The organism is Variovorax sucrosi, from assembly GCF_051216635.1.
Taxonomy (GTDB): Bacteria; Pseudomonadota; Gammaproteobacteria; order Burkholderiales; family Burkholderiaceae_C; genus Variovorax.
In genome coordinates this window covers 114906-134897 of the sequence record NZ_JBPJZU010000007.1, presented here as the reverse complement: position 1 = coordinate 134897, position 19992 = coordinate 114906, and the positions used below count along the sequence as shown (strand labels likewise).

The 19992-nt window shown below is 68.4% G+C and carries 22 protein-coding genes; 9 read left to right on the top strand and 13 right to left on the bottom strand.

The window, feature by feature from the left end:
- Positions 1-45: 45 nt before the first annotated feature.
- From dnaK to pdxH, 6 genes are all read right to left on the bottom strand, one after another.
- Complete coding sequence (gene dnaK, locus ACSFBE_RS15115) at positions 46-1983, bottom strand: molecular chaperone DnaK (RefSeq protein WP_435491218.1); 1938 nt, start codon at positions 1981-1983, stop codon at positions 46-48.
- 107 nt (positions 1984-2090) lie between these two features.
- Entirely contained in the window at positions 2091-2666 is a 576-nt protein-coding gene (grpE, locus tag ACSFBE_RS15110; RefSeq protein WP_435491217.1) for a nucleotide exchange factor GrpE, read from the bottom strand.
- 163 nt (positions 2667-2829) lie between these two features.
- Positions 2830-3180, bottom strand: a complete 351-nt coding sequence (locus ACSFBE_RS15105) for an FKBP-type peptidyl-prolyl cis-trans isomerase (RefSeq protein WP_435491216.1) — start codon at positions 3178-3180, stop codon at positions 2830-2832.
- Between the two features lie 121 nt (positions 3181-3301).
- Entirely contained in the window at positions 3302-3676 is a 375-nt protein-coding gene (locus tag ACSFBE_RS15100; RefSeq protein ID WP_435491215.1) for a winged helix-turn-helix transcriptional regulator, read from the bottom strand.
- Positions 3677-3796: 120 nt separating this feature from the next.
- Complete coding sequence (gene asd / locus ACSFBE_RS15095; protein ID WP_435491214.1) at positions 3797-4648, bottom strand: archaetidylserine decarboxylase; 852 nt, start codon at positions 4646-4648, stop codon at positions 3797-3799.
- Between the two features lie 115 nt (positions 4649-4763).
- On the bottom strand, positions 4764-5408 hold the full coding sequence (gene pdxH, locus ACSFBE_RS15090; protein WP_435491213.1) for a pyridoxamine 5'-phosphate oxidase: 645 nt from the start codon (positions 5406-5408) through the stop codon (positions 4764-4766).
- Positions 5409-5464: 56 nt separating this feature from the next.
- On the opposite strand from pdxH, the gene ACSFBE_RS15085 reads away from it, so the two are divergent.
- Positions 5465-6046: an NTP transferase domain-containing protein gene (locus ACSFBE_RS15085; RefSeq protein WP_435491212.1), complete on the top strand. Its 582-nt coding sequence runs from the start codon at positions 5465-5467 to the stop codon at positions 6044-6046.
- Here ACSFBE_RS15085 and ACSFBE_RS15080 read toward each other — a convergent pair.
- Together ACSFBE_RS15080 and ACSFBE_RS15075 are read right to left on the bottom strand one after the other, a co-directional pair.
- Positions 6030-6566 carry a superoxide dismutase family protein gene (locus ACSFBE_RS15080; RefSeq protein ID WP_435491211.1) on the bottom strand — a complete coding sequence of 179 codons (537 nt, stop codon included), beginning with the start codon at positions 6564-6566 and terminating at the stop codon, positions 6030-6032. The genes ACSFBE_RS15085 and ACSFBE_RS15080 overlap by 17 nt on opposite strands.
- A complete protein-coding gene (locus ACSFBE_RS15075; protein WP_435491437.1) occupies positions 6563-7240 on the bottom strand; it encodes a gamma-glutamylcyclotransferase in 678 nt (225 codons plus the stop codon). The genes ACSFBE_RS15080 and ACSFBE_RS15075 overlap by 4 nt, the downstream gene beginning before the upstream one ends.
- A gap of 120 nt (positions 7241-7360) precedes the next feature.
- Here ACSFBE_RS15075 and ACSFBE_RS15070 point away from each other — a divergent pair, with 120 nt between their 5' ends.
- A complete protein-coding gene (locus ACSFBE_RS15070) occupies positions 7361-7942 on the top strand; it encodes an OmpA family protein (protein WP_435491210.1) in 582 nt (193 codons plus the stop codon).
- A gap of 65 nt (positions 7943-8007) precedes the next feature.
- Here ACSFBE_RS15070 and gntR read toward each other — a convergent pair whose 3' ends face one another.
- Positions 8008-9033, bottom strand: a complete 1026-nt coding sequence (gene gntR / locus ACSFBE_RS15065) for an HTH-type transcriptional regulator GntR (RefSeq protein WP_475539681.1) — start codon at positions 9031-9033, stop codon at positions 8008-8010.
- 198 nt (positions 9034-9231) lie between these two features.
- On the opposite strand from gntR, the gene ACSFBE_RS15060 reads away from it, so the two are divergent.
- The 7 genes from ACSFBE_RS15060 to ACSFBE_RS15030 all read left to right on the top strand — a co-directional run bounded on the left by ACSFBE_RS15060 (position 9232) and on the right by ACSFBE_RS15030 (position 15999).
- A complete protein-coding gene (locus tag ACSFBE_RS15060) occupies positions 9232-9810 on the top strand; it encodes a gluconokinase (RefSeq protein WP_435491208.1) in 579 nt (192 codons plus the stop codon).
- Complete coding sequence (locus tag ACSFBE_RS15055; protein ID WP_435491207.1) at positions 9807-10322, top strand: TRAP transporter small permease; 516 nt, start codon at positions 9807-9809, stop codon at positions 10320-10322. The genes ACSFBE_RS15060 and ACSFBE_RS15055 overlap by 4 nt, the downstream gene beginning before the upstream one ends.
- A gap of 10 nt (positions 10323-10332) precedes the next feature.
- On the top strand, positions 10333-11613 hold the full coding sequence (locus ACSFBE_RS15050) for a TRAP transporter large permease (protein WP_435491206.1): 1281 nt from the start codon (positions 10333-10335) through the stop codon (positions 11611-11613).
- 62 nt (positions 11614-11675) lie between these two features.
- On the top strand, positions 11676-12683 hold the full coding sequence (locus tag ACSFBE_RS15045) for a TRAP transporter substrate-binding protein (protein WP_435491205.1): 1008 nt from the start codon (positions 11676-11678) through the stop codon (positions 12681-12683).
- 111 nt (positions 12684-12794) lie between these two features.
- Positions 12795-14633, top strand: coding sequence for a phosphogluconate dehydratase (edd, locus tag ACSFBE_RS15040; protein WP_435491204.1), 1839 nt, complete (start codon positions 12795-12797; stop codon positions 14631-14633).
- Entirely contained in the window at positions 14624-15268 is a 645-nt protein-coding gene (gene eda / locus ACSFBE_RS15035) for a bifunctional 4-hydroxy-2-oxoglutarate aldolase/2-dehydro-3-deoxy-phosphogluconate aldolase (protein WP_435491203.1), read from the top strand. Before edd ends, eda begins: the two co-directional genes overlap by 10 nt.
- 5 nt (positions 15269-15273) lie before the next feature.
- Positions 15274-15999, top strand: coding sequence for a haloacid dehalogenase type II (locus ACSFBE_RS15030; RefSeq protein ID WP_435491202.1), 726 nt, complete (start codon positions 15274-15276; stop codon positions 15997-15999).
- A gap of 7 nt (positions 16000-16006) precedes the next feature.
- Here ACSFBE_RS15030 and gloA read toward each other — a convergent pair whose 3' ends face one another.
- The 4 genes from gloA to ACSFBE_RS15010 form a co-directional block, all read right to left on the bottom strand.
- Positions 16007-16417 (bottom strand): lactoylglutathione lyase, encoded by a 411-nt coding sequence (gene gloA / locus ACSFBE_RS15025; RefSeq protein WP_435491201.1) that lies wholly within the window; start codon positions 16415-16417, stop codon positions 16007-16009.
- Between the two features lie 109 nt (positions 16418-16526).
- On the bottom strand, positions 16527-17522 hold the full coding sequence (locus ACSFBE_RS15020; RefSeq protein WP_435491200.1) for an exostosin domain-containing protein: 996 nt from the start codon (positions 17520-17522) through the stop codon (positions 16527-16529).
- A 136-nt stretch (positions 17523-17658) separates the two neighbouring features.
- A complete protein-coding gene (locus ACSFBE_RS15015) occupies positions 17659-18327 on the bottom strand; it encodes an ABC transporter ATP-binding protein (protein ID WP_435491199.1) in 669 nt (222 codons plus the stop codon).
- A complete protein-coding gene (locus ACSFBE_RS15010) occupies positions 18324-19988 on the bottom strand; it encodes an ABC transporter permease (protein ID WP_435491436.1) in 1665 nt (554 codons plus the stop codon). The genes ACSFBE_RS15015 and ACSFBE_RS15010 overlap by 4 nt, the downstream gene beginning before the upstream one ends.
- Positions 19989-19992: the final 4 nt, after the last annotated feature.

Below are 19992 nucleotides of genomic sequence, written 5' to 3'. Positions count from 1 at the left end.
GGACCACCCGAGGGGGGCGATCCAGCCTTGGAGAAGTGCTGCAGATCAGCCCTTCTTGACTTCCTTCACCTCGGCGTCGACGACGTTGTCGTCGGCCGGGGCGCTTGCAGCTTCCGCGCCGGCGGCGGCACCGGGGCCCCCTGCGGCGCCGGCCGCGGCCTGCGCATCGGCGTACATCTTCTCGCCGAGCTTCTGGCTCGCGCTCATCAGCGTGTTGGTCTTCTCGTCGATCGCGGCCTTGTCCTCGGTCTTGAGCGCCTCTTCGACGTCCTTGATCGCGGCTTCGATCTTTTCCTTCTCGCCGGCGTCCAGGCTCGCGCCGTGCTCGCCCAGCGACTTCTTCACGCTGTGGACCATCGCTTCGGCCTGGTTGCGGGCCTGTGCCAGTTCGACCTTCTTCTTGTCTTCGGCGGCGTTGAGCTCGGCGTCCTTCACCATGTTCTGGATCTCGTCCTCGGAGAGGCCCGAATTCGCCTTGATGGTGATCTTGTTTTCCTTGCCGGTGCCCTTGTCCTTGGCGCCCACGTGCAGGATGCCGTTGGCGTCGATGTCGAAGCTCACCTCGATCTGCGGCGTGCCGCGCGCGGCCGGCGGAATGCCTTCGAGGTTGAACTCGCCCAGCGCCTTGTTGCCCACGGCGATCTCGCGTTCGCCCTGGAACACCTTGATCGTCACGGCCGGCTGGTTGTCTTCGGCGGTCGAGAAGGTCTGCGCGAACTTGGTCGGGATGGTCGTGTTCTTCACGATCATCTTGGTCATCACGCCGCCCATGGTCTCGATGCCGAGCGACAGCGGGGTCACGTCCAGCAGCAGCACGTCCTTGCGGTCACCCGAGAGCACCTGGCCCTGGATGGCGGCGCCCACGGCCACCGCTTCGTCGGGGTTCACGTCCTTGCGCGGTTCCTTGCCGAAGAATTCCTTCACCTTTTCCTGCACCTTGGGCATGCGGGTCATGCCGCCGACCAGGATCACGTCGTTGATGTCCGACACGCTCACGCCGGCATCCTTGATGGCGGTGCGGCAGGGGGCGATGGTGCGTTCGATCAGCTCGTCGACCAGGCTTTCGAGCTTGGCTCGGCTGAGCTTGATGTTCAGGTGCTTCGGGCCCGAGGCATCGGCCGTCACGTAGGGCAGGTTGATGTCGGTGGCGGCGCCGTTCGACAGTTCGATCTTGGCCTTTTCCGCGGCTTCCTTCAGGCGTTGCAGCGCGAGCACGTCCTTGCCGAGGTCGACGCCTTGCTCTTTCTTGAACTCGGAAATGATGTAGTCGATGATGCGCTGGTCGAAGTCTTCGCCGCCCAGGAAGGTGTCGCCATTGGTCGACAGCACTTCGAACTGCTTCTCGCCGTCGACGTCGGCGATCTCGATGATCGACACGTCGAAGGTGCCGCCGCCCAAGTCGTACACGGCGATCTTGCGGTCGGCCTTGTCGTGCTTGTCCAGGCCGAAGGCCAGGGCCGCGGCGGTGGGCTCGTTGATGATGCGCTTGACGTCCAGGCCCGCGATGCGGCCGGCGTCCTTGGTGGCTTGGCGCTGGCTGTCGTTGAAGTAGGCCGGCACCGTGATCACGGCTTCCGTCACCGGCTCGCCGAGGTAGTCTTCGGCGGTCTTCTTCATCTTGCGCAGGATCTCGGCGCTGACCTGTTGGGGTGCCAGCTTCTTGCCGCGCACTTCGACCCAGGCGTCGCCGTTGTCGGCCTTGGAGATGGTGTAAGGCATCAGGTCGATGTCCTTCTGCACTTCCTTCTCTTCGAACTTGCGGCCGATCAGGCGCTTGACGGCGTAGATCGTGTTCTTCGGGTTGGTCACGGCCTGACGCTTGGCCGCGGCGCCGACCAGCACTTCACCGTCTTCCTGATAGGCCACGATCGACGGCGTGGTGCGCGCGCCTTCCGAGTTCTCGATCACGCGGGTCGTGTTGCCCTCCATGATCGAGACGCACGAGTTGGTGGTGCCGAGGTCGATGCCGATGATTCTGCCCATGATGAAGCTTCTCCTGAATGCTGAAATGAAGTTGTTGTGAACGTGTGGATAACCCGCTGTGATTCAAGGGACGGCGCGGGGATTTCCTGTGGGTTTCTTGTGTGCGGTCAGCTTGCCGAGCTGACGGTGACCAAGGCCGGGCGCAGCACGCGTTCGGCGATGGTGTAGCCCTTCTGCAGCACGCCAACGATGGTGTTGGGCTCCTGGCCCGGCGTCGGCACGACCGAGATGGCCTGGTGCTGGTGCGGGTCGAACTTGGTGCCGGCTGGCGGGGCGATCTCGATCACCTTGTGACGCTCCAGCGCGCTCTTGAGCTGGCGCAGCGTGGCTTCGGCGCCTTCGCGGATCTGCTCGGGCGTGGCGTCCTGGATCGTCAGGCCGGCTTCGAGGCTGTCGGTCACCGGCAGCAGGCTTTCGGCGAACGACTCGACCGCGAACTTGCGAGCCTTGCTGATGTCGTCGTCGGCGCGGCGGCGGGCGTTCTGCACGTCGGCCTGGGCGCGGAGGTACTGGTCGGCCAGTTCGGCGTTCTTCGCCTGCAGCGTGGCCAATTCGGCCTGGACCGTGGCCAGTTCGCTCTGGGCGTCCGCCTCGTTGGCGAACTGCGCGGCTTCCAGCTCTTCGGGGCTGGGCTCACCTTGAAGGGTCTGCGGATTCATTTCTGGGTTCTTAGGGTCTGACATGCTCGAGAAACCGTTGGATCGGCCGTGAAAGAAACGATTGCAGGCCATCTGGGGCCAGCGGGAGGGCTTTTCAAGGCAAAAAAATGCGGCTGATCAAGCCGCTGGCGGGAAATGCTGTGTTTCCCGCGGTCAAGGTCCGGGGAGGCACGGCCTCCCGGGTGGATCAGTGCGCGTCGAGCAGTTCGACGTCGAATTTCAGCGTGGCGTTCGGCGGGATCACGCCGCCGGCGCCGCGGGCGCCGTAGCCGAGTGCGGCCGGAATGATCAGCGTGCGCTGGCCGCCGATCTTCATGCCGGCGACGCCTTCGTCCCAGCCCTTGATGACCTGGCCGGCACCGAGCGAGAAGGCGAAGGCGTCGTTGCGGTCGCGGCTCGAATCGAACTTGGCGCCCTGGACGCCGTCGTTGTAGAGCCAGCCGGTGTAGTGCACATGCACATGCTGGCCGGGCTTGGCTTCGGCGCCGTCGCCGACGACGGTGTCTTCGTATTGCAGGCCGGAAGGGGTGGTGGGCATGGGCGCTCCTGGTGTTCGGTGAAGGGAAGAAAGGCGGGGAGTTTAACGAGCGCCGCTGCCGGCCACGCAGGACGGCATGCCATCCGGGGGCCTGGCGCGCCGGAGCGTCAGGCGGCCGCGCTCAGTGCGAGGCGCCTGGCGGCGGCGGTGCCGTGCCGGCCGGGCCCGCCGCGACGGCAGCGGCGCCGGCGGCTTTCTTGATCTGGCCAGCCTGCCACTTGGCGGCGAAGGCCTGCAGGTCCGACAACCGCTTGAGCAGGTCCTGGCCGCTCAGGGTCAGGCTGTAGCCGTCGCCGCCGTGGCTGACCACGCCGGCTTCGCGCAACTCCTTGATCCGGGTGTTCAGCGTGTTGGGCGTGATGCCGCCGACACTGTCCTGGAGCAGCCGGAAGGTCTGCGCATGGCCGTCCCGCAGGGCCCACAGCACGCGCAAGGCATAGCGGGCCTCCAGCAACGCGAGCAACTGGTTGATGGCTGCGTTTTCCTTGGAACTCATCGGGGTCGTCTCCTCGGCCGGTGGCCGCACAAAGCGGGTCGGCGACTATAGCCGAAAAGGGTGGGTGCTACAAGTTTTGTAGCTGTGGAGTGGCGCCGGCAAAGGGCTCCAGAAGAGTGGTCAGGCAGTGGCGTGGTTGGCCATCACTTCGCCCAGCCGCACCGACCGGCCCGGCGCCCAGTCGGGATTGAAGACCAGTGCCGGCCGCGGAAACAGCATCACCACCGTCGAGCCGAGCAGGAAACGACCCATCTCCTCGCCCTGCTTGAGCGAGATGTCCTGCTCGTCGTAGCGCCACTTGCGCACCTCGCCGCCGCGCGGCGGGTTGATCACGCCGTGCCACACGGTCGCCATGCTGCCGACGATGGTGGCGCCCACCAGCACCAGCACGAAGGGGCCGTTCGGGCCGTCGAACAGGCACACGGTGCGTTCGTTGCGCGCGAACAGGCCGGGCACGCCGCGGGCGGTGGTCGGGTTCACCGAGAACAGCTCGCCCGGCACGTAGATCATGCGGCGCAGGCGCCCGTCGCAGGGCATGTGGATGCGGTGGTAGTCGCGCGGGCTCAGGTAGAGGGTGGCGAAGCTGCCGTGCGCGAACTGCGTGGCCAGCGCCGCGTCGCCGCCGACCAGCGCAGTTGCCGTGCAATGGTGGCCCTTGGCCTGGAAGATCTGGTCGTCGTCGATCACGCCGAACTGGCTGATCGCGCCGTCCACCGGCGACACCAGGTCGGCCTGTGCGATCGGACGGGCGCCGGGCTTGAGCGCGCGGGTGAAGAAGTCGTTGAAGCTGGCGTAGCTGGCAATGTCGCTGTCGAGCGCCTCGGCCATGTTCACGCCGTACTTGGCGACGAAGCGCCGCACGATCCAGGTGGTGACCGCCCCGCGCTCCTTGCCGGCGACCCAACCGGCGAACGAGGTCAGCGCCTGCTTGGGCAGGAGGTACTGGGGGAGAACAGGGAGGCGATCGGACACGTGGGGGAGGCAAAAGCGGCAGGACCGCGCATTCTAGGAACTTGCGGCCGCCCCCCCGGCCGCCCGGCTGGGCGCGATCCGGTGTAGGCGTGCGCCGCGCCGGACGCTGTCGCGTTCAGGGCGCCAGCCGCTCGCGCACCCAGGCACCGTCAAGCCGGTAGCGCAGACGGTCATGCAATCGGCTCTTGCGACCCTGCCAGAACTCCCAGCGGTCCGGCACCAGTCGGTAGCCGCCCCAGTGCGGCGGCCGCGGCGGGGCGAGCAGGTGTCGCGCCGCGGCGACAGCAGCGTTCTTCACCAGCACCTCGCGCCCGGGGATCACTTCGCTTTGCGGGCTGGCCCAGGCGCCGATGCGGGAATCGAGCGGGCGGCTGGCGAAATAGGCGTCGCTTTGGGCGGCGTCGACCTTCTCGACACGACCCTCGATGCGCACCACACGCTCGAGTTCGACCCAATGGAACTGCAGCGCCGCGTACGGATTGCCGGCCAGTTCCTGGCCCTTGCGGCTCTGGTAGTTGGTGTACCAGACCATGCCACGGGCGTCGTAGCCCTTGATCAGCACGATGCGGGTCGACGGGCGCAGGTCGCTGCCGACGGTGGCCAGCGTCATCGCATTCGGCTCGGGCACCTGGGCATCGATGGCTTCGCCGAGCCAGCGCTCGAACTGGCGCAGCGGGTCGGCGTCGCTGCGGACTTCGTCGAGTTCGGCGCGTTCGTAGCTCTTGCGCAGCGCGGCGAGGGTGTCGTTCGGAGAGGTCATCGGGCGATTGTCCGCGCAGTCCGATGGCGCCGACGGCGGCGCGGGATACTCCGCGCATGACTGCCTCCTGCGCCGCGCCCCTGCCCACCGTCATCGTGCTGGCCTCCGGCCGCGGCGAGCGCTTCCGCGCTTCGGGCGGCACGCTGCACAAGCTGGCGGCACCGCTCGCCGGCCGGCCGGTGCGCGAGCGCACGCTCGACGCGGTCCGCGCGAGTGGCCTGCCGTGGCATCTCGAGGATGCCGGTCATCCGGGCATGGGCGATTCGATCGCCGCCGCGGTCCGGGCGACCGCCGATGCCGCCGGCTGGCTCATCCTGCCGGCCGACCTGCCGCTGGTGCAGCCGGCCAGCCTGCGCGCCGTGGCGGCGGCACTGCGTGCCGATGCCGAGGCCGTCCAGCCGCAGTACCAGGGCCGGCGCGGCCACCCGGTCGGGTTCTCCGCCGGTGGGCGCGCTGCGTTGATGGCCTTGTCTGGCGAGCGCGGCGCGGCGCCGGTGCTTCAGGCCTTGCGCGCGCGCGGCGCGGTGCTTGACCTGGCGCTCGACGACGTCGGCATCGTGACCGACATCGATACCCTGGCCGACCTGGCCGCCGCCGAAGCGCTGCTGGAAGCGTGGGGACTCAACCCTTCGCGATGACCGCGCAGGCGATGCGCGGGCCGGAGTTGCCGGCCGGCTGCGTCGTGAAGTCGTCGCGGTCGCGGTGCACCACCAGCGCCCGGCCGATCACGTTGTTGGCGGCGCCGTCGGTGAGCGAGATCGAGTGCACGTCGACGCGAAAGCGCGCCACGCCGCTGGCATCGGCCACCAGGCTGGGCAACTCGCCGGCATGGCTGCCGGGCGCGGCGAACTTGCCATGCACACCGCCGGCCGGGTTGAAGTGGCCGCCCGAAGCATTGCCGTTGTCGCCGCAGTCGCCCTTCTCGTGGATGTGAAAGCCATGCTCGGTGTTCGGCGGCAGGCCGCGCACCTCGCCTGCGACCCGCAGGCCGTGCTCGAGCGAGCTGAACGTGACCTTGCCCAGGGTGGGGTTCGGCGTGATCGCCGCGGTCGGCACGAGGTTGGCGACGGCGCCCGTGCCACCGGACATGGAGGCGCAACCGGCCAACAAGGCGGCAGCCAGCGTGGCCGGGGCGGCCATACGGAAACGAAGGGTCATGGTTTCTCCTGGAGGTGGTCGGGGGCCGTCTGCGTCGCAGACGTTCCCGGGTATAGCGGCCCGGGCGCGACGCCGCAATCGGCCGACGCCGACAGCTCGGCTTCTGCAAGTCGCACCAACCGTGCCAGCGCCCGGTCATGAATCGCATGGCGCTGCAACTCGAGCAACGTCTGGCGTGCGTAGTCGAGCGAGGTGCCGTAGCGACCGGTCGCGGTCTGGAAGATCTGCCGGTAGCGCGCATCGCTCAACTCGCCGGTGAAGTTCGGGCTGCGCCGGGAGAGGGTGAAGGCCAGCGCGCGCACCTGCCCGCCGGGTGTCGCGCAGTCGAGCCAGCGCGGGTCGTAGACGCCGGTGGGCATTTCGCGCAGCCACAGCCGGCCGAGTGTCTCCAAGCCGTCGGCCGCCGGAATGCGGAACACCATGCCCCGGCAACTGCCGCCAGAGAGCAAGCCGAAGACCAGGCCCGGGTTCTGCACCGTGCCGCGGTTCACGCGGCTCCACATCTTCAGCGCGCGGTGCCAGCCGTGCACCTGGGCCGGCCGCCGCTCCACGAAATCGAAGTCGGGCCGCCAGATCAGCGAGCCATAGCCGAACAGCCAAAGGTCGTCGTGGCCACCCCAGTCGGCGATGGTGCGTTCGAGCATCGGCTGCGGGTCGCGCAGCGCGCGCGGCAGCGGGTCAAGGCCGATCGGGCCGGGGTCGCCGCAGGCCGGATCGACCGGGGCACCTACAATTTCGCGGTCATGGATCACCCGCCCATTATTTACCGCCCCCTTTCCTACGGAGAACATCGGATGTCATCCAGCAACGACGAGGACAGCCAGCAGCGCTTTGCCCTCGGATTCCTTTTCGCGTTGATCGCGCTCGTGGTCTTCACCGTGGTGGGGGTGTCGGTCTTCAATTACGGCATGGGCGGCGCGACGCCACTCAGCGCGCGGGACAGCGGCTTGCCCGTCATACAGGTGGAATCGGCTGAAGCGCCGGCGCCGGTGCCCGCGCGGGGCAGCACCCTGACCACCGAAACCGTGACCGCCGTCGTGCCCGAAGGCGCGAGCATCCGGGTGGTGGGCGGCGTCGTGAACTTCTATTTCGCCACCGGCAGCGCCGACCTGGCGCCGGGGGCAGCGGAGGCGCTGGCCTTGGTCATCCAGGGCGTCGAAGGCGGTCGCAAGGCGGTGATCTCGGGATTCCACGACACCACGGGTGACGCAAAGATCAACGAGGAGCTGGCCAAGCTGCGGGCGCAGACGGTGCGCGACGTGCTCGTGGGCCTGGGCGTCGCCGCCAACAAGGTCGACCTGCAGAAGCCGGCCGTCAGCGCCGGTTCGGGCAACGACGCCGAGGCACGGCGCGTCGAGGTGAAGTTGCTCGACTGAGCTGCGCCAGACGCTTCGCAGGCAGGCCCGGTTTCGATCGGGCTTTTTCTTGGGCGGTGCGCGCCTCAGGTGCTGCCGCGCACGACCAGCTCGTAGTCCAGTTCGACGCAGCCGGGCAACAGCGTGCCGCGCATCATGCCCAGCAGCATGCCTGCGCCAGCCCGGCCCACTTCGCTGCGCGGTGTGCGCACGGTGGTGAGCGGCGGCACCATCTGGTCGCTGCCCGCCAGGTCGTTGAAGCCGGCGATGGCGATGCGGCCCGGCACCGGCACCTGCAGGCGGTTGGCTGCCAGCAGCCCGCCCTGGGCGATGTCGTCATTGCAGAAGAAGATCGCATCGATGTCGGGCATGCGCTGCAGCATCTCCTCGAACAGGCGTGCGCCCAGCGCGATGGACGAGCGCTCCGGGCTCAGCATTTCCAGCCGGGCGTCGTACAGGCCGGCTTCGCGCAAGCAGCGGCGGTAGCCCTCGGCGCGCTGCATCACCCGCGGGTCGAGCTGTGCGCCGCAGAAGGCGATGCGGCGGCGGCCACGATCCAGCAGGTGGCGCGTCATGGCCGCACCGGCATCCGTCTGCGAGAACCCCACGCACGGGATGCCGGGCAAATTGCTGGTCTCCATCAGGTGCACGCAGGGCACAGCGCTGCGGCCGATGAGCTGGCGGGCGGCCTCGCTGCGGTCGAAACCGGTCACCAGCAGGCCGGCCGGCCGATGGGGCAGGTAGGTGCGCAGCAGCAGCTCTTCCTCCGCGCTGTCGTAGTGGGTGACGCCGATCAACGGCTGATAGCCCTCGGGAAACAGCGTGCGGTGCACGGCTTCCAGCAGATCCACGAACAAGGTGTTGGACAGCATCGGCACCAGCACCAACACCTGGCTGCTGCGCTGGGACGCCAGCGCGCGCGCCGCCGGATCGGGGACGTAGCCGAGCCGCTCGGCCGCCTCGCGAACCCGCTGTGCCAGGACCGGGTCGACGCTGCGCTCGCCCCGCAGCGCGCGAGAGGCCGTGATGGGACTGACCGACGCGGCACTGGCCACATCGTCGAGCGTCATGCGGCCGCTGGATCGGCGGGAGCGTCGGGTCACATCGGTCAAGGGTTAATCCGGAGTGGAAGGAGAACCATTGTTTACTAAGATAGCGCTATCCCTCACAGGGTTAACAAGAAGAAGCCCGCGGGCTCTTCGTGGTCGCAGTTGGTGCTGAGCCATGAAATGCCCCGTAAGACGCGCCGGAAAGGCGCCTTCGAGTCACACGGTCCCGACTTTCGGTCGGGCCGATTTTTTTGAATTTCAATGGACAGCGCTATCCCATCCTTTCAGCCCTCGGCCATCGTGGTGATGGGCGTCTCGGGCTGTGGCAAGTCGAGTGTGGGTGCGGCCTGTGCCGACGCCCTGGGCTGGGTGCTGCACGAAGGCGACGCGTACCACGCGCCCGAGAGCGTTGCCAAGATGCGCGTCGGCACGCCGCTCACCGACTTCGACCGAGCTGGCTGGCTCGATCGCCTGGCCGACCTGCTGGCGGCGCCGGCCGACGGTGCCGGCGTGGTGCTGACCTGCTCGGCGCTGCGTCGTCGCTACCGCGACCGCCTGCGCCAGGCCTCGCCCCGGCTCGGCTTCGTTTTTCTGGAACTCGATTACGACGCTGCACTGGCGCGCGTGAGCGAGCGTGCTGGACATTTCTTTTCGCCCGCCCTGGTCTCCAACCAGTTCGCCACGCTCGAATCCCCCCGCGGCGAGCCGGGGGTGCTGGTGCTGGACGCCACCCGACCGGTGACCTCGCTGGTCGATGCCGTCGCAGCCTGGGCCTCGCCCTCCAGGAGCCTTCCTGTTCCACCCACAGGGCGAGATCCATCGCCCGGAGACATCGCATGAGCCATCCTCCTTCTACCCTGCCGGCCCGCCCGAAACCCCGCCTTCAGCGGCTGGCGGAACTCTTCATGGTGCTGGCGCTGGCCGGCATGGTCGTGGCGGTGTTCATCAACGTGGTGTTGCGTTATGCCTTCGGCACCAGCATCGTGTCGTACGAAGAGATCTCGCGCCTGCTGTTCGTCTGGCTGGTGGCGGTGGGCAGCATCGTTGCCGCCTTCGAGGGCAAGCACCTGGGCTTCGACATGCTGACTTCGCGACTGAAGGGCGGTGCGCGCAAGGGCCTGTTCTGGGTCAGCCAGATCCTGGTGGCGGGCTGCATGCTGCTGCTGCTCAAGGGCTCCTGGGGCCAGGTGGTGGCCGGCATGGACAGCTTCAGCACGGTGCTGGGCTATCCGCTGGCCATCGGTGCTGCGGCCACGCTGGTGCTGGCGGCCGGCCTGCTGGTGGCGCTGGTGTTCGACCTCCTGCGCGGCGAGCCGCCCGCGACCGCCGGCGGCGCCGGCGAGATCGAGTGAGGAGCGCGCCATGATCGTGACCGCCATCTTCCTGATCGTGCTCATCGGCGGCATGGTGATCGGCATGCCGATCGCCCATGCACTGGTGCTGACCGGTGTTGCCCTGATGTGGCACCTGGACTTCTTCGATGCCCAGCTGTTGGCGCAGAACCTGCAGGCCGGCTTCGACAACTTCCCGCTGCTGGCGGTGCCCTTCTTCATCCTGGCCGGCGAACTGATGAATGCCGGCGGCCTGTCGCGCCGCATCATCGACCTGGCCCGTGCGTTCGTCGGTCACATCCCCGGCGGCCTGGGCTTCGTGGCCATCGGCGCCGCGGTGCTGCTGGCGTCGATGAGCGGCTCGGCCATTGCCGACACCGCCGCGCTCGCCACCATCCTGCTGCCCATGATGCGCGACCAGAAATATCCGCCCAGCTACAGCGCGGGCCTGCTCGCGTCGGGCGGCATCATCGCGCCGATCATCCCGCCGTCGATGCCCTTCGTGATCTACGGCGTGACGACCAACACCTCGATCAGCAAGCTGTTCCTGTCGGGCGTGTTCCCCGGTCTGATGATGGGCGTGTTCCTGATCGGCGCCTGGTGGTGGATCGCGCGCAAGCACCAGTTGCCCGCCATGACGCGGGTGGCGTGGGGCGCCCGCATGAAGGCGCTTCTGCACAGCTTCTGGGCCATGATGATGCCGGTCATCATCCTGGGTGGCCTCAAGGGCGGCGTCTTCACGCCGACCGAGGCGGCGGTGGTGGCCGCCGTCTATGCGCTCGTCGTCTCGATGTTCGTCTACCGCGAGCTGACCTGGGCTGGGCTCTACGAGGTCTTCCTGAACGCCGGCAAGACCACCGCCGTGGTGATGTTCCTTTGCGGCGCCGCCACCGTGACGGCCTACATGATCACGCTCGCCGACCTGCCGAACCTGCTGGCCGACAGCTTCTCGGGCGTGATGGGCGACCCGATCCTGTTCATGGCGCTGATGATGCTGTTCCTGCTGGTCGTCGGCACCGCCATGGACCTGACGCCCACCATCCTGATCTTCGGGCCGGTGTGCGCGCCGCTGGCCGTGAAAGCCGGCATCGACCCGGTGTACTTCGGCTTCATGTTCATCTATGTCGGCTGCATCGGCCTCATCACGCCGCCGGTCGGCACCGTGCAGAACGTGGTGGCCGGCGTCGGCAATCTGCGCATGGAAACCGTGATCAAGGGCACCACGCCCTTCCTGCTCATGTATGTGCTGCTCGCCGTGCTGTTCGTGCTGTTCCCCTCGCTCATCACCACGCCGCTGGCGTGGCTGACCTGAGGCCCGGTTCCGCGCTTCCCTCAATTCTTTCTTCTCGTTCCCTTTTTACTCAGGAGACCTTCATGCGCATTCGTTTTGCTCTCGCCGGCCTGGTGGCCGCACTCGCCGCCGCCGGCGCCGTTCAGGCCCAGGACTTCAAGCCGCGCATCGTGCGCTTCGGTTACGGCCTGGTCGAAAACTCGAACCAGGGGCGGGCGGTGCGCCTGTTCGCGCAGGAAGTCGAGAAGGCTTCCGGCGGCAAGATGAAGGTGCGCGGCATCGGCAATGCAGCCCTCGGTTCCGACACGCAGATGCAGCAGGCGCTGATCGGCGGCGCGCAGGAGATGATGGTCGGCTCGACCGCCACGCTGGTGGGCATCGTGCCCGAGATGGCCGTGTGGGACACGCCTTTCCTCTTCAGCAACGTGAAGGAAGCCGACGTCGTGCTCGACGGACCGGTGGGCGAGAAGGTCAAGGCCAAGCTGGAGCCCAAGGGCATGGTCGGCCTGGTGTACTGGGAGAACGGTTTCCGCAACCTCACCAACAGCAAGCGCGCGGTCAACAAGCTGGAGGACATGAACGACATCAAGTTGCGCGTGATGCAGAACAACGTGTTCCTCGACAGCTTCAAGGCGCTGGGCGCCAACGCCGTGCCGCTGCCGTTCTCGGAACTCTTCACCGCGCTGGAAACCCGCGCCGTCGATGGCCAGGAGAACCCGTTCAACACCGTGCTGTCGAGCAAGTTCTACGAAGTGCAGAAGTACCTGACCGTCACCAACCACGTTTACAGTCCCTGGATCGTCACTGTCAGCAAGAAGTGGTGGGACACCCTGAGCCCGGCCGAGAAAAAGGTGCTGCAGGAGGCTGCGGTCAAGAGCCGCGACTTCGAACGCAAGGACACGCGCGAGGAAGCCACCAAGGCCCTCGCGGAGCTCAAGACCAAGGGCATGCAGGTCAACGAACTGCCCGCCGCCGAAGCCAATCGCATGCGCGAGAAGCTCGTCGCCGTGAACGGTGGCATCGCCAAGTCGGTCGGCCAGGAGACCTGGGATTCGGTCAACGCGGCCGTGTTGCAGGTCCGCGGCAAGTAAGGCCTTCCACTCCGCAGGGAAAGGAGCGCCATGCTTCTTTCTCCTGCACGCGCCGAAAGGGCAGGGTTTACGATGAAGCCCCAGCCAGCCGGCGCATTCCACAGCCCCCGCATGCCACTCCACGACACCGTCCAAGCCGTCACCCGGCGCATCCGTGAACGCAGCGCGCCCACCCGCGCCGCCTACCTGGAACAGATCGACGCCTACGGGCACCGCGACCGCGGTTCCGACCGCATGGGCTGCGCCAACGTGGCCCATGCGGTCGCCGGCGTGCCGAGCAACGACAAGCTGAGAATCGTCGCCGAGCGCGCGCCGAACATCGGCATCGTCACGGCCTACAACGACATGCTTTCGGCCCACGCGCCGTACCAGGGCTATCCGGACATCATCAAGCACGAGGCCCGCCGCCTCGGCGCCACCGCGCAGGTCGCCGGCGGCGTGCCGGCCATGTGCGACGGCGTGACGCAGGGCACGCCAGGCATGGAGCTGAGCCTGTTCAGCCGCGACGTGATCGCGATGGGCACGGCCATCGCACTCACGCACGACATGTTCGACGCTGCGCTGATGCTCGGCGTGTGCGACAAGATCGTGCCCGGCCTCTTGATCGGCGCATTGCACTTCGGCCATCTGCCCACCGTCTTCGTGCCGGCCGGCCCGATGCCTTCGGGCCTGTCGAACAGCGACAAGGCCAAGGTACGCGAGCAGGCGGCGCAGGGCCTGGTCGGCCGCGCGGGCCTGATGGAAGCCGAGATGGCCGCGTACCACGCGCCCGGCACCTGCACTTTCTACGGCACGGCCAACAGCAACCAGATGCTGCTCGAAGCCATGGGCCTGCATGTGCCCGGCACCGCCTTCATTCAGCCCGGCGATTCGATGCGCGAGGCGCTCACCCGCGAGGCGGTGCGCACGGTGCTCGGCAAGGCGTCGGCGACGGCGTTCCAGTGCCCGCCCATCGGCCGGCTGGTCGACGAGCGCGCCATCGTCAACGCGATGGCCGCGCTGCTCGCCACCGGCGGGTCGACCAACCACCTGATCCACTGGGTCGCGGTGGCCCGCGCGGCCGGCATCGTGATCGACTGGAACGACTTTTCCGACCTGTCCGACGTGGTGCCGCTGCTCACACGGGTCTATCCCAACGGCAGCGCCGACGTCAACGCCTTCCAGGAGGCCGGCGGCCCCGGCTATGTGATCGGCGAGCTGGTCGCTGCCGGGCTGATGCATGCCGACGTGCTCACCGTGCGCGCCGGGGGCATCGCCGAGTTCGCCAACATCCCGACGATGGAGGGCGAGCCTTCGGCCGAAGGCGTGCTGCACTGGCATTCGGCGGCGCCGTCGAAGAACGACGCGGTCGCGCGTCCGGTGTCCGCACCGTTCAGCGCCACCGGTGGCCTCAAGCTGCTGCAGGGCAACCTCGGCCGCAGCGTGATCAAGGTGTCGTCGGTGCCCGACGACCGCCATGTGATCGAAGCACCGGCACGGGTGTTCGATTCGCAGGCCGCGCTGCAGAAGGCCTTCACCGCCGGCGAGCTCGATCGCGATGTGGTGTGCGTGGTGCGCTGGCAGGGCCCGCAGGCCAACGGCATGCCCGAACTGCACAAGCTCACGCCACCGCTGTCGGTGCTGCAAGGCAAGGGCTTCCGCGTGGCGCTGGTCACCGACGGCCGCATGAGCGGCGCGTCGGGCAAGGTGCCGGCCGCCATCCACGTGTCGCCCGAAGCGGCGGCCGGCGGTCCGCTCGCGAAGGTACGCGACGGCGATGTCATCCGTCTCGACGGCGTGGCCGGCACGCTCGCAGTGCTGATTCCCGACGACGAATGGGCGCAGCGCGAGACGGCGACAATGCCCCCCGAAGAACGCATGGCCAACGGCCGCGGCCTGGGCCGCGAACTGTTCGCCGGCATGCGCCGCAACGCGCTCACCGCTGAAGAAGGAGCCTGCTCGTGGCTGTAGACAAAGACAAACTCACCGCGCTCGACGTGATGCGCGACGCACCGGTGATCCCGGTGATCGTGCTGCACGACGTGGCGCATGCCGTGCCGCTGGCGCGCGCGCTGGTGGCCGGCGGCATCCGCATGCTCGAGGTGACGCTGCGCACGCCGCAGGCGCTGCAATGCATCGAGGCCATCGCCCGCGACGTGCCCGAGGCCGTGGCCGGTGCCGGCACCATCCGCAGTGCGTCCGACGCGCAGGCCTCGGTGCTGGCCGGCGCGAAGTTCGGCGTGAGCCCCGGCTACACGTCTGCGGTCGGCAAGGCCTGCCGCGACCTCGGCCTGCCGCTGCTGCCCGGCGTGGCGACCGGCAGCGAGATCATGACGGCGCAGGAAGACGGCTACCAGCAGCTCAAGTTCTTTCCGGCCATGCAGGCCGGTGGCCTGCCGATGCTCAAGGCCTGGCAAGGCCCGTTCGGCGACGTCACCTTCTGCCCGACCGGCGGCATCCATGCCGGCAATGCGGTGGAATTCCTGGCGCTGTCGAACGTGGCCTGCGTGGGCGGTTCGTGGATCGTTCCGACCGACGCCATCCAGCAGGGCGACTGGGCGCGCATCGAGCAATTGGCGCGCGAAGCAACGAAGCTGCCGCGCTGAAGCTCATGCAGTGCGGGGCCGCTCCTGACGACCTGAAGGTCATCGCGTTCGATGTCTTCGGCACGGTGGTCGACTGGCACGGCGGCATCGCGGCCGAGGCCGAGCGCCTGCTGCCCGGCATCGATGGCAGTGCGTTTGCGCTGGCCTGGCGCGCCGGCTACCAGCCGGCCATGCGGGCGGTGATGGCGCGCATCGCGGCGGGCGAGGGCGGCTTCACGCTGCTGGACGAATTACACCTGAGCATCCTCGACGGCGTGCTGCGCAATTTCGGCGTGGCGCCGCTCGATGCGACGCAGAAGCGCGAACTCAACCGGGCCTGGCACCGGCTGCCGGCTTGGCCGGATGCGGTGGCCGGCCTCATGCGGCTGAAGTCGAAGTACATCGTCTGCAGCCTGTCGAACGGCAACATCGGCCTGCTCACCGAGATGGCCAAGCACGCCGGCCTGCCCTGGGACTGCGTGCTGTCGGCCGAAGTCTTCAAGGCCTACAAGCCGGACCCGCGCACCTACCTCGGCGTGGCCGCGGTGTTCGATGCGACACCCGGGCAGGTCATGCTGGCCGCCGCGCACCACGACGACCTCGCGGCGGCGCGTGCCTGCGGGCTGCGCACCGCCTACATCGAGCGGCCGGAGGAGTTCGGCGCGGCCCATCCGAAGGATGTGTCGCCACATCCGGACAACACGCTGCACGCGCGGGACATCGGCGCGCTGGCCGACCTGCTGGGCTGCTGAAGCCGGTTCAGCGCAGCCCGCCGCCGCCGGCCTCGTCCTTGCGCTCGATCAGTTCGATCTTGTAGCCATCGGGGTCGGTCACGAAGGCGATGACGGTGGTGCCGCCCTTCACCGGGCCGGCTTCGCGCGTCACGTTGCCGCCGGCCGCCTTGATCTTTTCGCAGGCCGCGTAGGCATCCGGCACGCCGAGCGCGATGTGGCCGTAGGCGGTGCCCATCTCGTAGCGATCGGTGTCCCAGTTGTAGGTCAGCTCGATCTCGGCCTGGGCCGGATTGCCTTCGTAGCCGACGAAGGCCAGGCTGTACTTGTATTCGGTGTTCTCCGAGGTGCGCAGCAACTGCATGCCGAGCACCTGGGTGTAGAAATCAATGGAGCGCTGCAGGTTGCCCACGCGCAGCATGGTGTGGAGGAGTCGCATCTTGGGGTCCGCTGTTTTTCGAGAACGCCGATTGTCCGACGCCGGCCCGACTGGCGCATCGCAGAGGCCGATTCACCGCGTGCGCTGGGTCGAGGCGCACGCCCGCTGATCAGCCGACGCTCGGTTCGAGCATCCGGTGCAGCTTGTTGGCCACGCGCTGGGGCAGCGTCCAGCCGTTGAGCTTGGCCATCCGGTGGGAGCGCCAGCGGGCGACCTCTTCCTCCACCGAACCGCCACCGGCGTTCTCGCGGATCAGGCGAAGCAGCGCGTCGGCGTAGTACGAAAAGATCCGCTCGGGGTGGAAGTGCTCGCGCCAGGCCTGGTAGGCAGCATCGCCCATGGCCGGTGCGTCGCCGACGCGGGCCTCGAGTTTGGCCTGGAGCGACGGAAGTTCGGCTTCCGGCACCCTCACCGACACGGCAGACCAGTCGGGGCCAGGCGGTTCGACGAATTCGTCGGCAATGATGGCTGGTGCCACGCCCACCGCCATGCTTTCGAAGATGCGGATCGAGGCCGGCGCCCAGCCGCCAGGGCAGAGCGAGAACCTGCCCGAGCGCAGCAATTCAACATAGTGCCGCTTTTCGTCCGGCCCATGGTTGAGCCAGCTCTCGGTCGATTCGACCTTGAAGGCGGGCCAGCGGGCACACAGGTCGAGCAGGTTCTGGCGAAGTCGGCGGTTCGACTTCGGGTTGCCGCGCCAGGTGCCGAGGTAGTTCGCCGGGGGGCGGGGCGTCCCGGCCTGGGCCACCACTTCCTCGTTGGGCTGCGCCAGGAACGGCACCGGGGCGTGTAGCTGGGCGTCGAAACGGCTGCGCGGCAGGCAGGTGTAGAGACCCCGCAGCAGACCCGAGGCCGCATCGTCGCTGTTCAGGGTGTAAACCTTGTATGGCCATCGCCCGACCACCGGGTCGGCCACCAGTCGGTCGATGTAGCGCCGCTCCCGGAAGGCCCAGGGCTCGTGCAGCACCAGCGCGTCGGCTTCCTCGAGGGTCGCGGCCTCGCGGACGCCTGATTGAGGAAGGATGGCGCTGCGCAGCGCTTCGAGCTGGGAATTGTCCGGGTTGGCCAGCGGGGTGTCCGCCGCCGTCAGAAATCGAATTTTCATGCAGACCCCTTGGATGATCGGCAATGTCAGAAAAAAGTTGGCAATGTGAGAGGAAAGTCACCATTATGTTCGGGGAAACCCGCGGGCGATGCTGTCGGCCAACACGCCGTGTACAACGGAAGACCGCTGTTTTTTTCTACCAGCGCGTCAGCCGACCGCCATGCATCGTGCCGATTCGATCGGCCATGGCCTGCGCTTCGCGCTCGTTGTGCGTGACCAGCACCGCGGTCTGGCCGGCCCGGCGCAGGATGTCGCGCACCTCGAGGGTAAGCCGCTCCCGTGTGGCGCCATCGAGGTTGGAAAACGGCTCGTCCAGCAGCAGCAGCGAAGGGGCCGGCGCCAGCGCCCGTGCGAGCGCGATGCGCTGCTGCTGACCGCCCGACAGCGCGTGCGGGAAGCTCTCGCCTGCATCGGCCAGGCCCACCAGCGTCAGCATCGCAACCACCCGAGCGTGTCGCTCCGCAGCCGTCGCACGGCGCAGGCCGAAACCGACGTTCTGCGCCGCCGTCAGGTGCGGGAACAGGGCGTAGTCCTGGAACATCATGCCAACCCGGCGCTGCTCGGGTGGCCGGTGGGTGTCGGGCGAGGAGAGCAGCACATCCCCCAGCCGGATGCGGCCGGCGCGCACCGGCTCGAAGCCGGCGATGGCGCGCAGCACCGTGGTCTTGCCGCAGCCGGACGGGCCGAGCAGACAGCCGATGCGGCCGGCCTCCAGCGCGAGCGACAGGCCGTCGACCACCGTGTGCAGGCCGCGCGGCCCGTCGTAGGCCAGCCGGAGGTCTTCAATGTGCAGGGCTGCGCTCATGGGGATTCCTTTCGGCCTCGTGGGGCGGCGCCGGCGGCGAACTGCGTGCGCGCCAGCAGCAGCACCGGCAGCAGCCCGGCCACCACGATGGCCAGCGCCGCGATGGCGCCTTCCTCGTAGGTGCCGCGCGCGGCCTCGGCATAGAGCCAGGTGGCGAGGGTGTCGAAATTGGCGGGCCGCAGCAGCAGCGTGGCCGGCAGTTCCTTCATCGCATCGACGAACACCAGCAGCGCGCTGGCGCCGATGGCCGGCTGCAGCAGCGGCAGGTGCACGCGGCGCAGCGTGCCGGCCGCGGTCTCACCGAGCAGGCGCGCCGCCTGTTCGAGCGCCGGCGGGATGCGTGCCAGGCCCGACTCGATACCGCCGACCGGCATCGCCAGGAAGCGAATCACGCAGGCCACGACGAGCACCACGCCCGCACCCATGAGCGGCAGGCCGGGCCAGCCGAACCAGCCGGCCAGTTGCGCGTCGACGGCCAGCGCAGGCGTCAGCAGGCCGATCGCCAGCACGGTGCCGGGCAGCGCGTAACCGAGGGTCGCGGTGCGTGATTGCCAGCGGGCACGGTTCGGCGCGCTGCCGGTGCGGCGGGTGGTCCATGCCACCACCAGCCCGGCGGCGAGGGCCAGCACGGTGACGCCGAGGGCCAGCGCGAGCGTATTGCCCAGACTGCTGACCAGGCCGCGGGAAATGCCGTGGCCCAGCCGCAGGCGCTTGGCGCTTTCCCACAGCAGGTAGGCGGCCGGCGCGACGAAGCCGATCAGCACCGGCAGCGCCGTTGCCAGCGTCGCCATCCAGGCGGCGGCACCGTGCAGTGGCTGCGGTTGCATCGCACGCATGCGCTGCGTCGAACCGAAGCGCTGGTGCCGGCGTCCGTGGCGCTCGAGCAGCACCAGCGCGAGCACCACCACCAGCATGGCGCAGGCGATCTGCGCGGCGCCGGCCAGGTCGGAGCGGGTGATCCAGGTCGTGTAGACCGAGACGGTGAGCGTCTGGATGCCCAGGAATTCGGAAGCGCCGATGTCGTTGAGTGTCTCGAGCAGCGCCAGGCTCAGGCCGACGGCCAGTGCAGGCCGTGCCAGCGGCAGCGCCACCCGCCGGAAGGCACCGAAGCGGCCTTCGCCGAGCGTGCGCGCGGCTTCCATCAGGTGGGCCGGCTGCGTCATGAACATCGCGCGCGCCGTCATGTAGACGTAGGGGTAGAGCACGAAGCCGAGCACGAAGATCGCGCCGCCCATCGAGCGCAGGTCGGGCAGGCGGAACTGGCGCGGGCTGTCGTAGCCGAGCATCCAGCGGATCGCGCCTTGCACCGGCCCGATCGGGTGCAGCAGATCGAGGTAGGCGAAGGCGACGATGTAGGTCGGCATCGCCAGCGGCAGCAGCAGCGCCCAGTGCAGCACGCGCCGGCCCGGGAAGTCGCAGCTGCTCACCAGCCAGGCGCAGCCGGTGCCGATCACCAGCACCACCGCGCCCACCCCCGCCAGCAGCACGGCGGTGTGGAGCACCGCCTGCGGCAACACGTAGCGCAGCAGATGGGTCCAGTGGGAAAAGTCGGCGCCGAGCGCCAGCCAGGCCAGCGTGATGACCGGCGCGAGCACGCCGAGAGCCACGAGCAGCGTGGCGATGCGCCAGAGCGGGCCGGCCGCGCGCAGGCCGCGCGGCATCGCG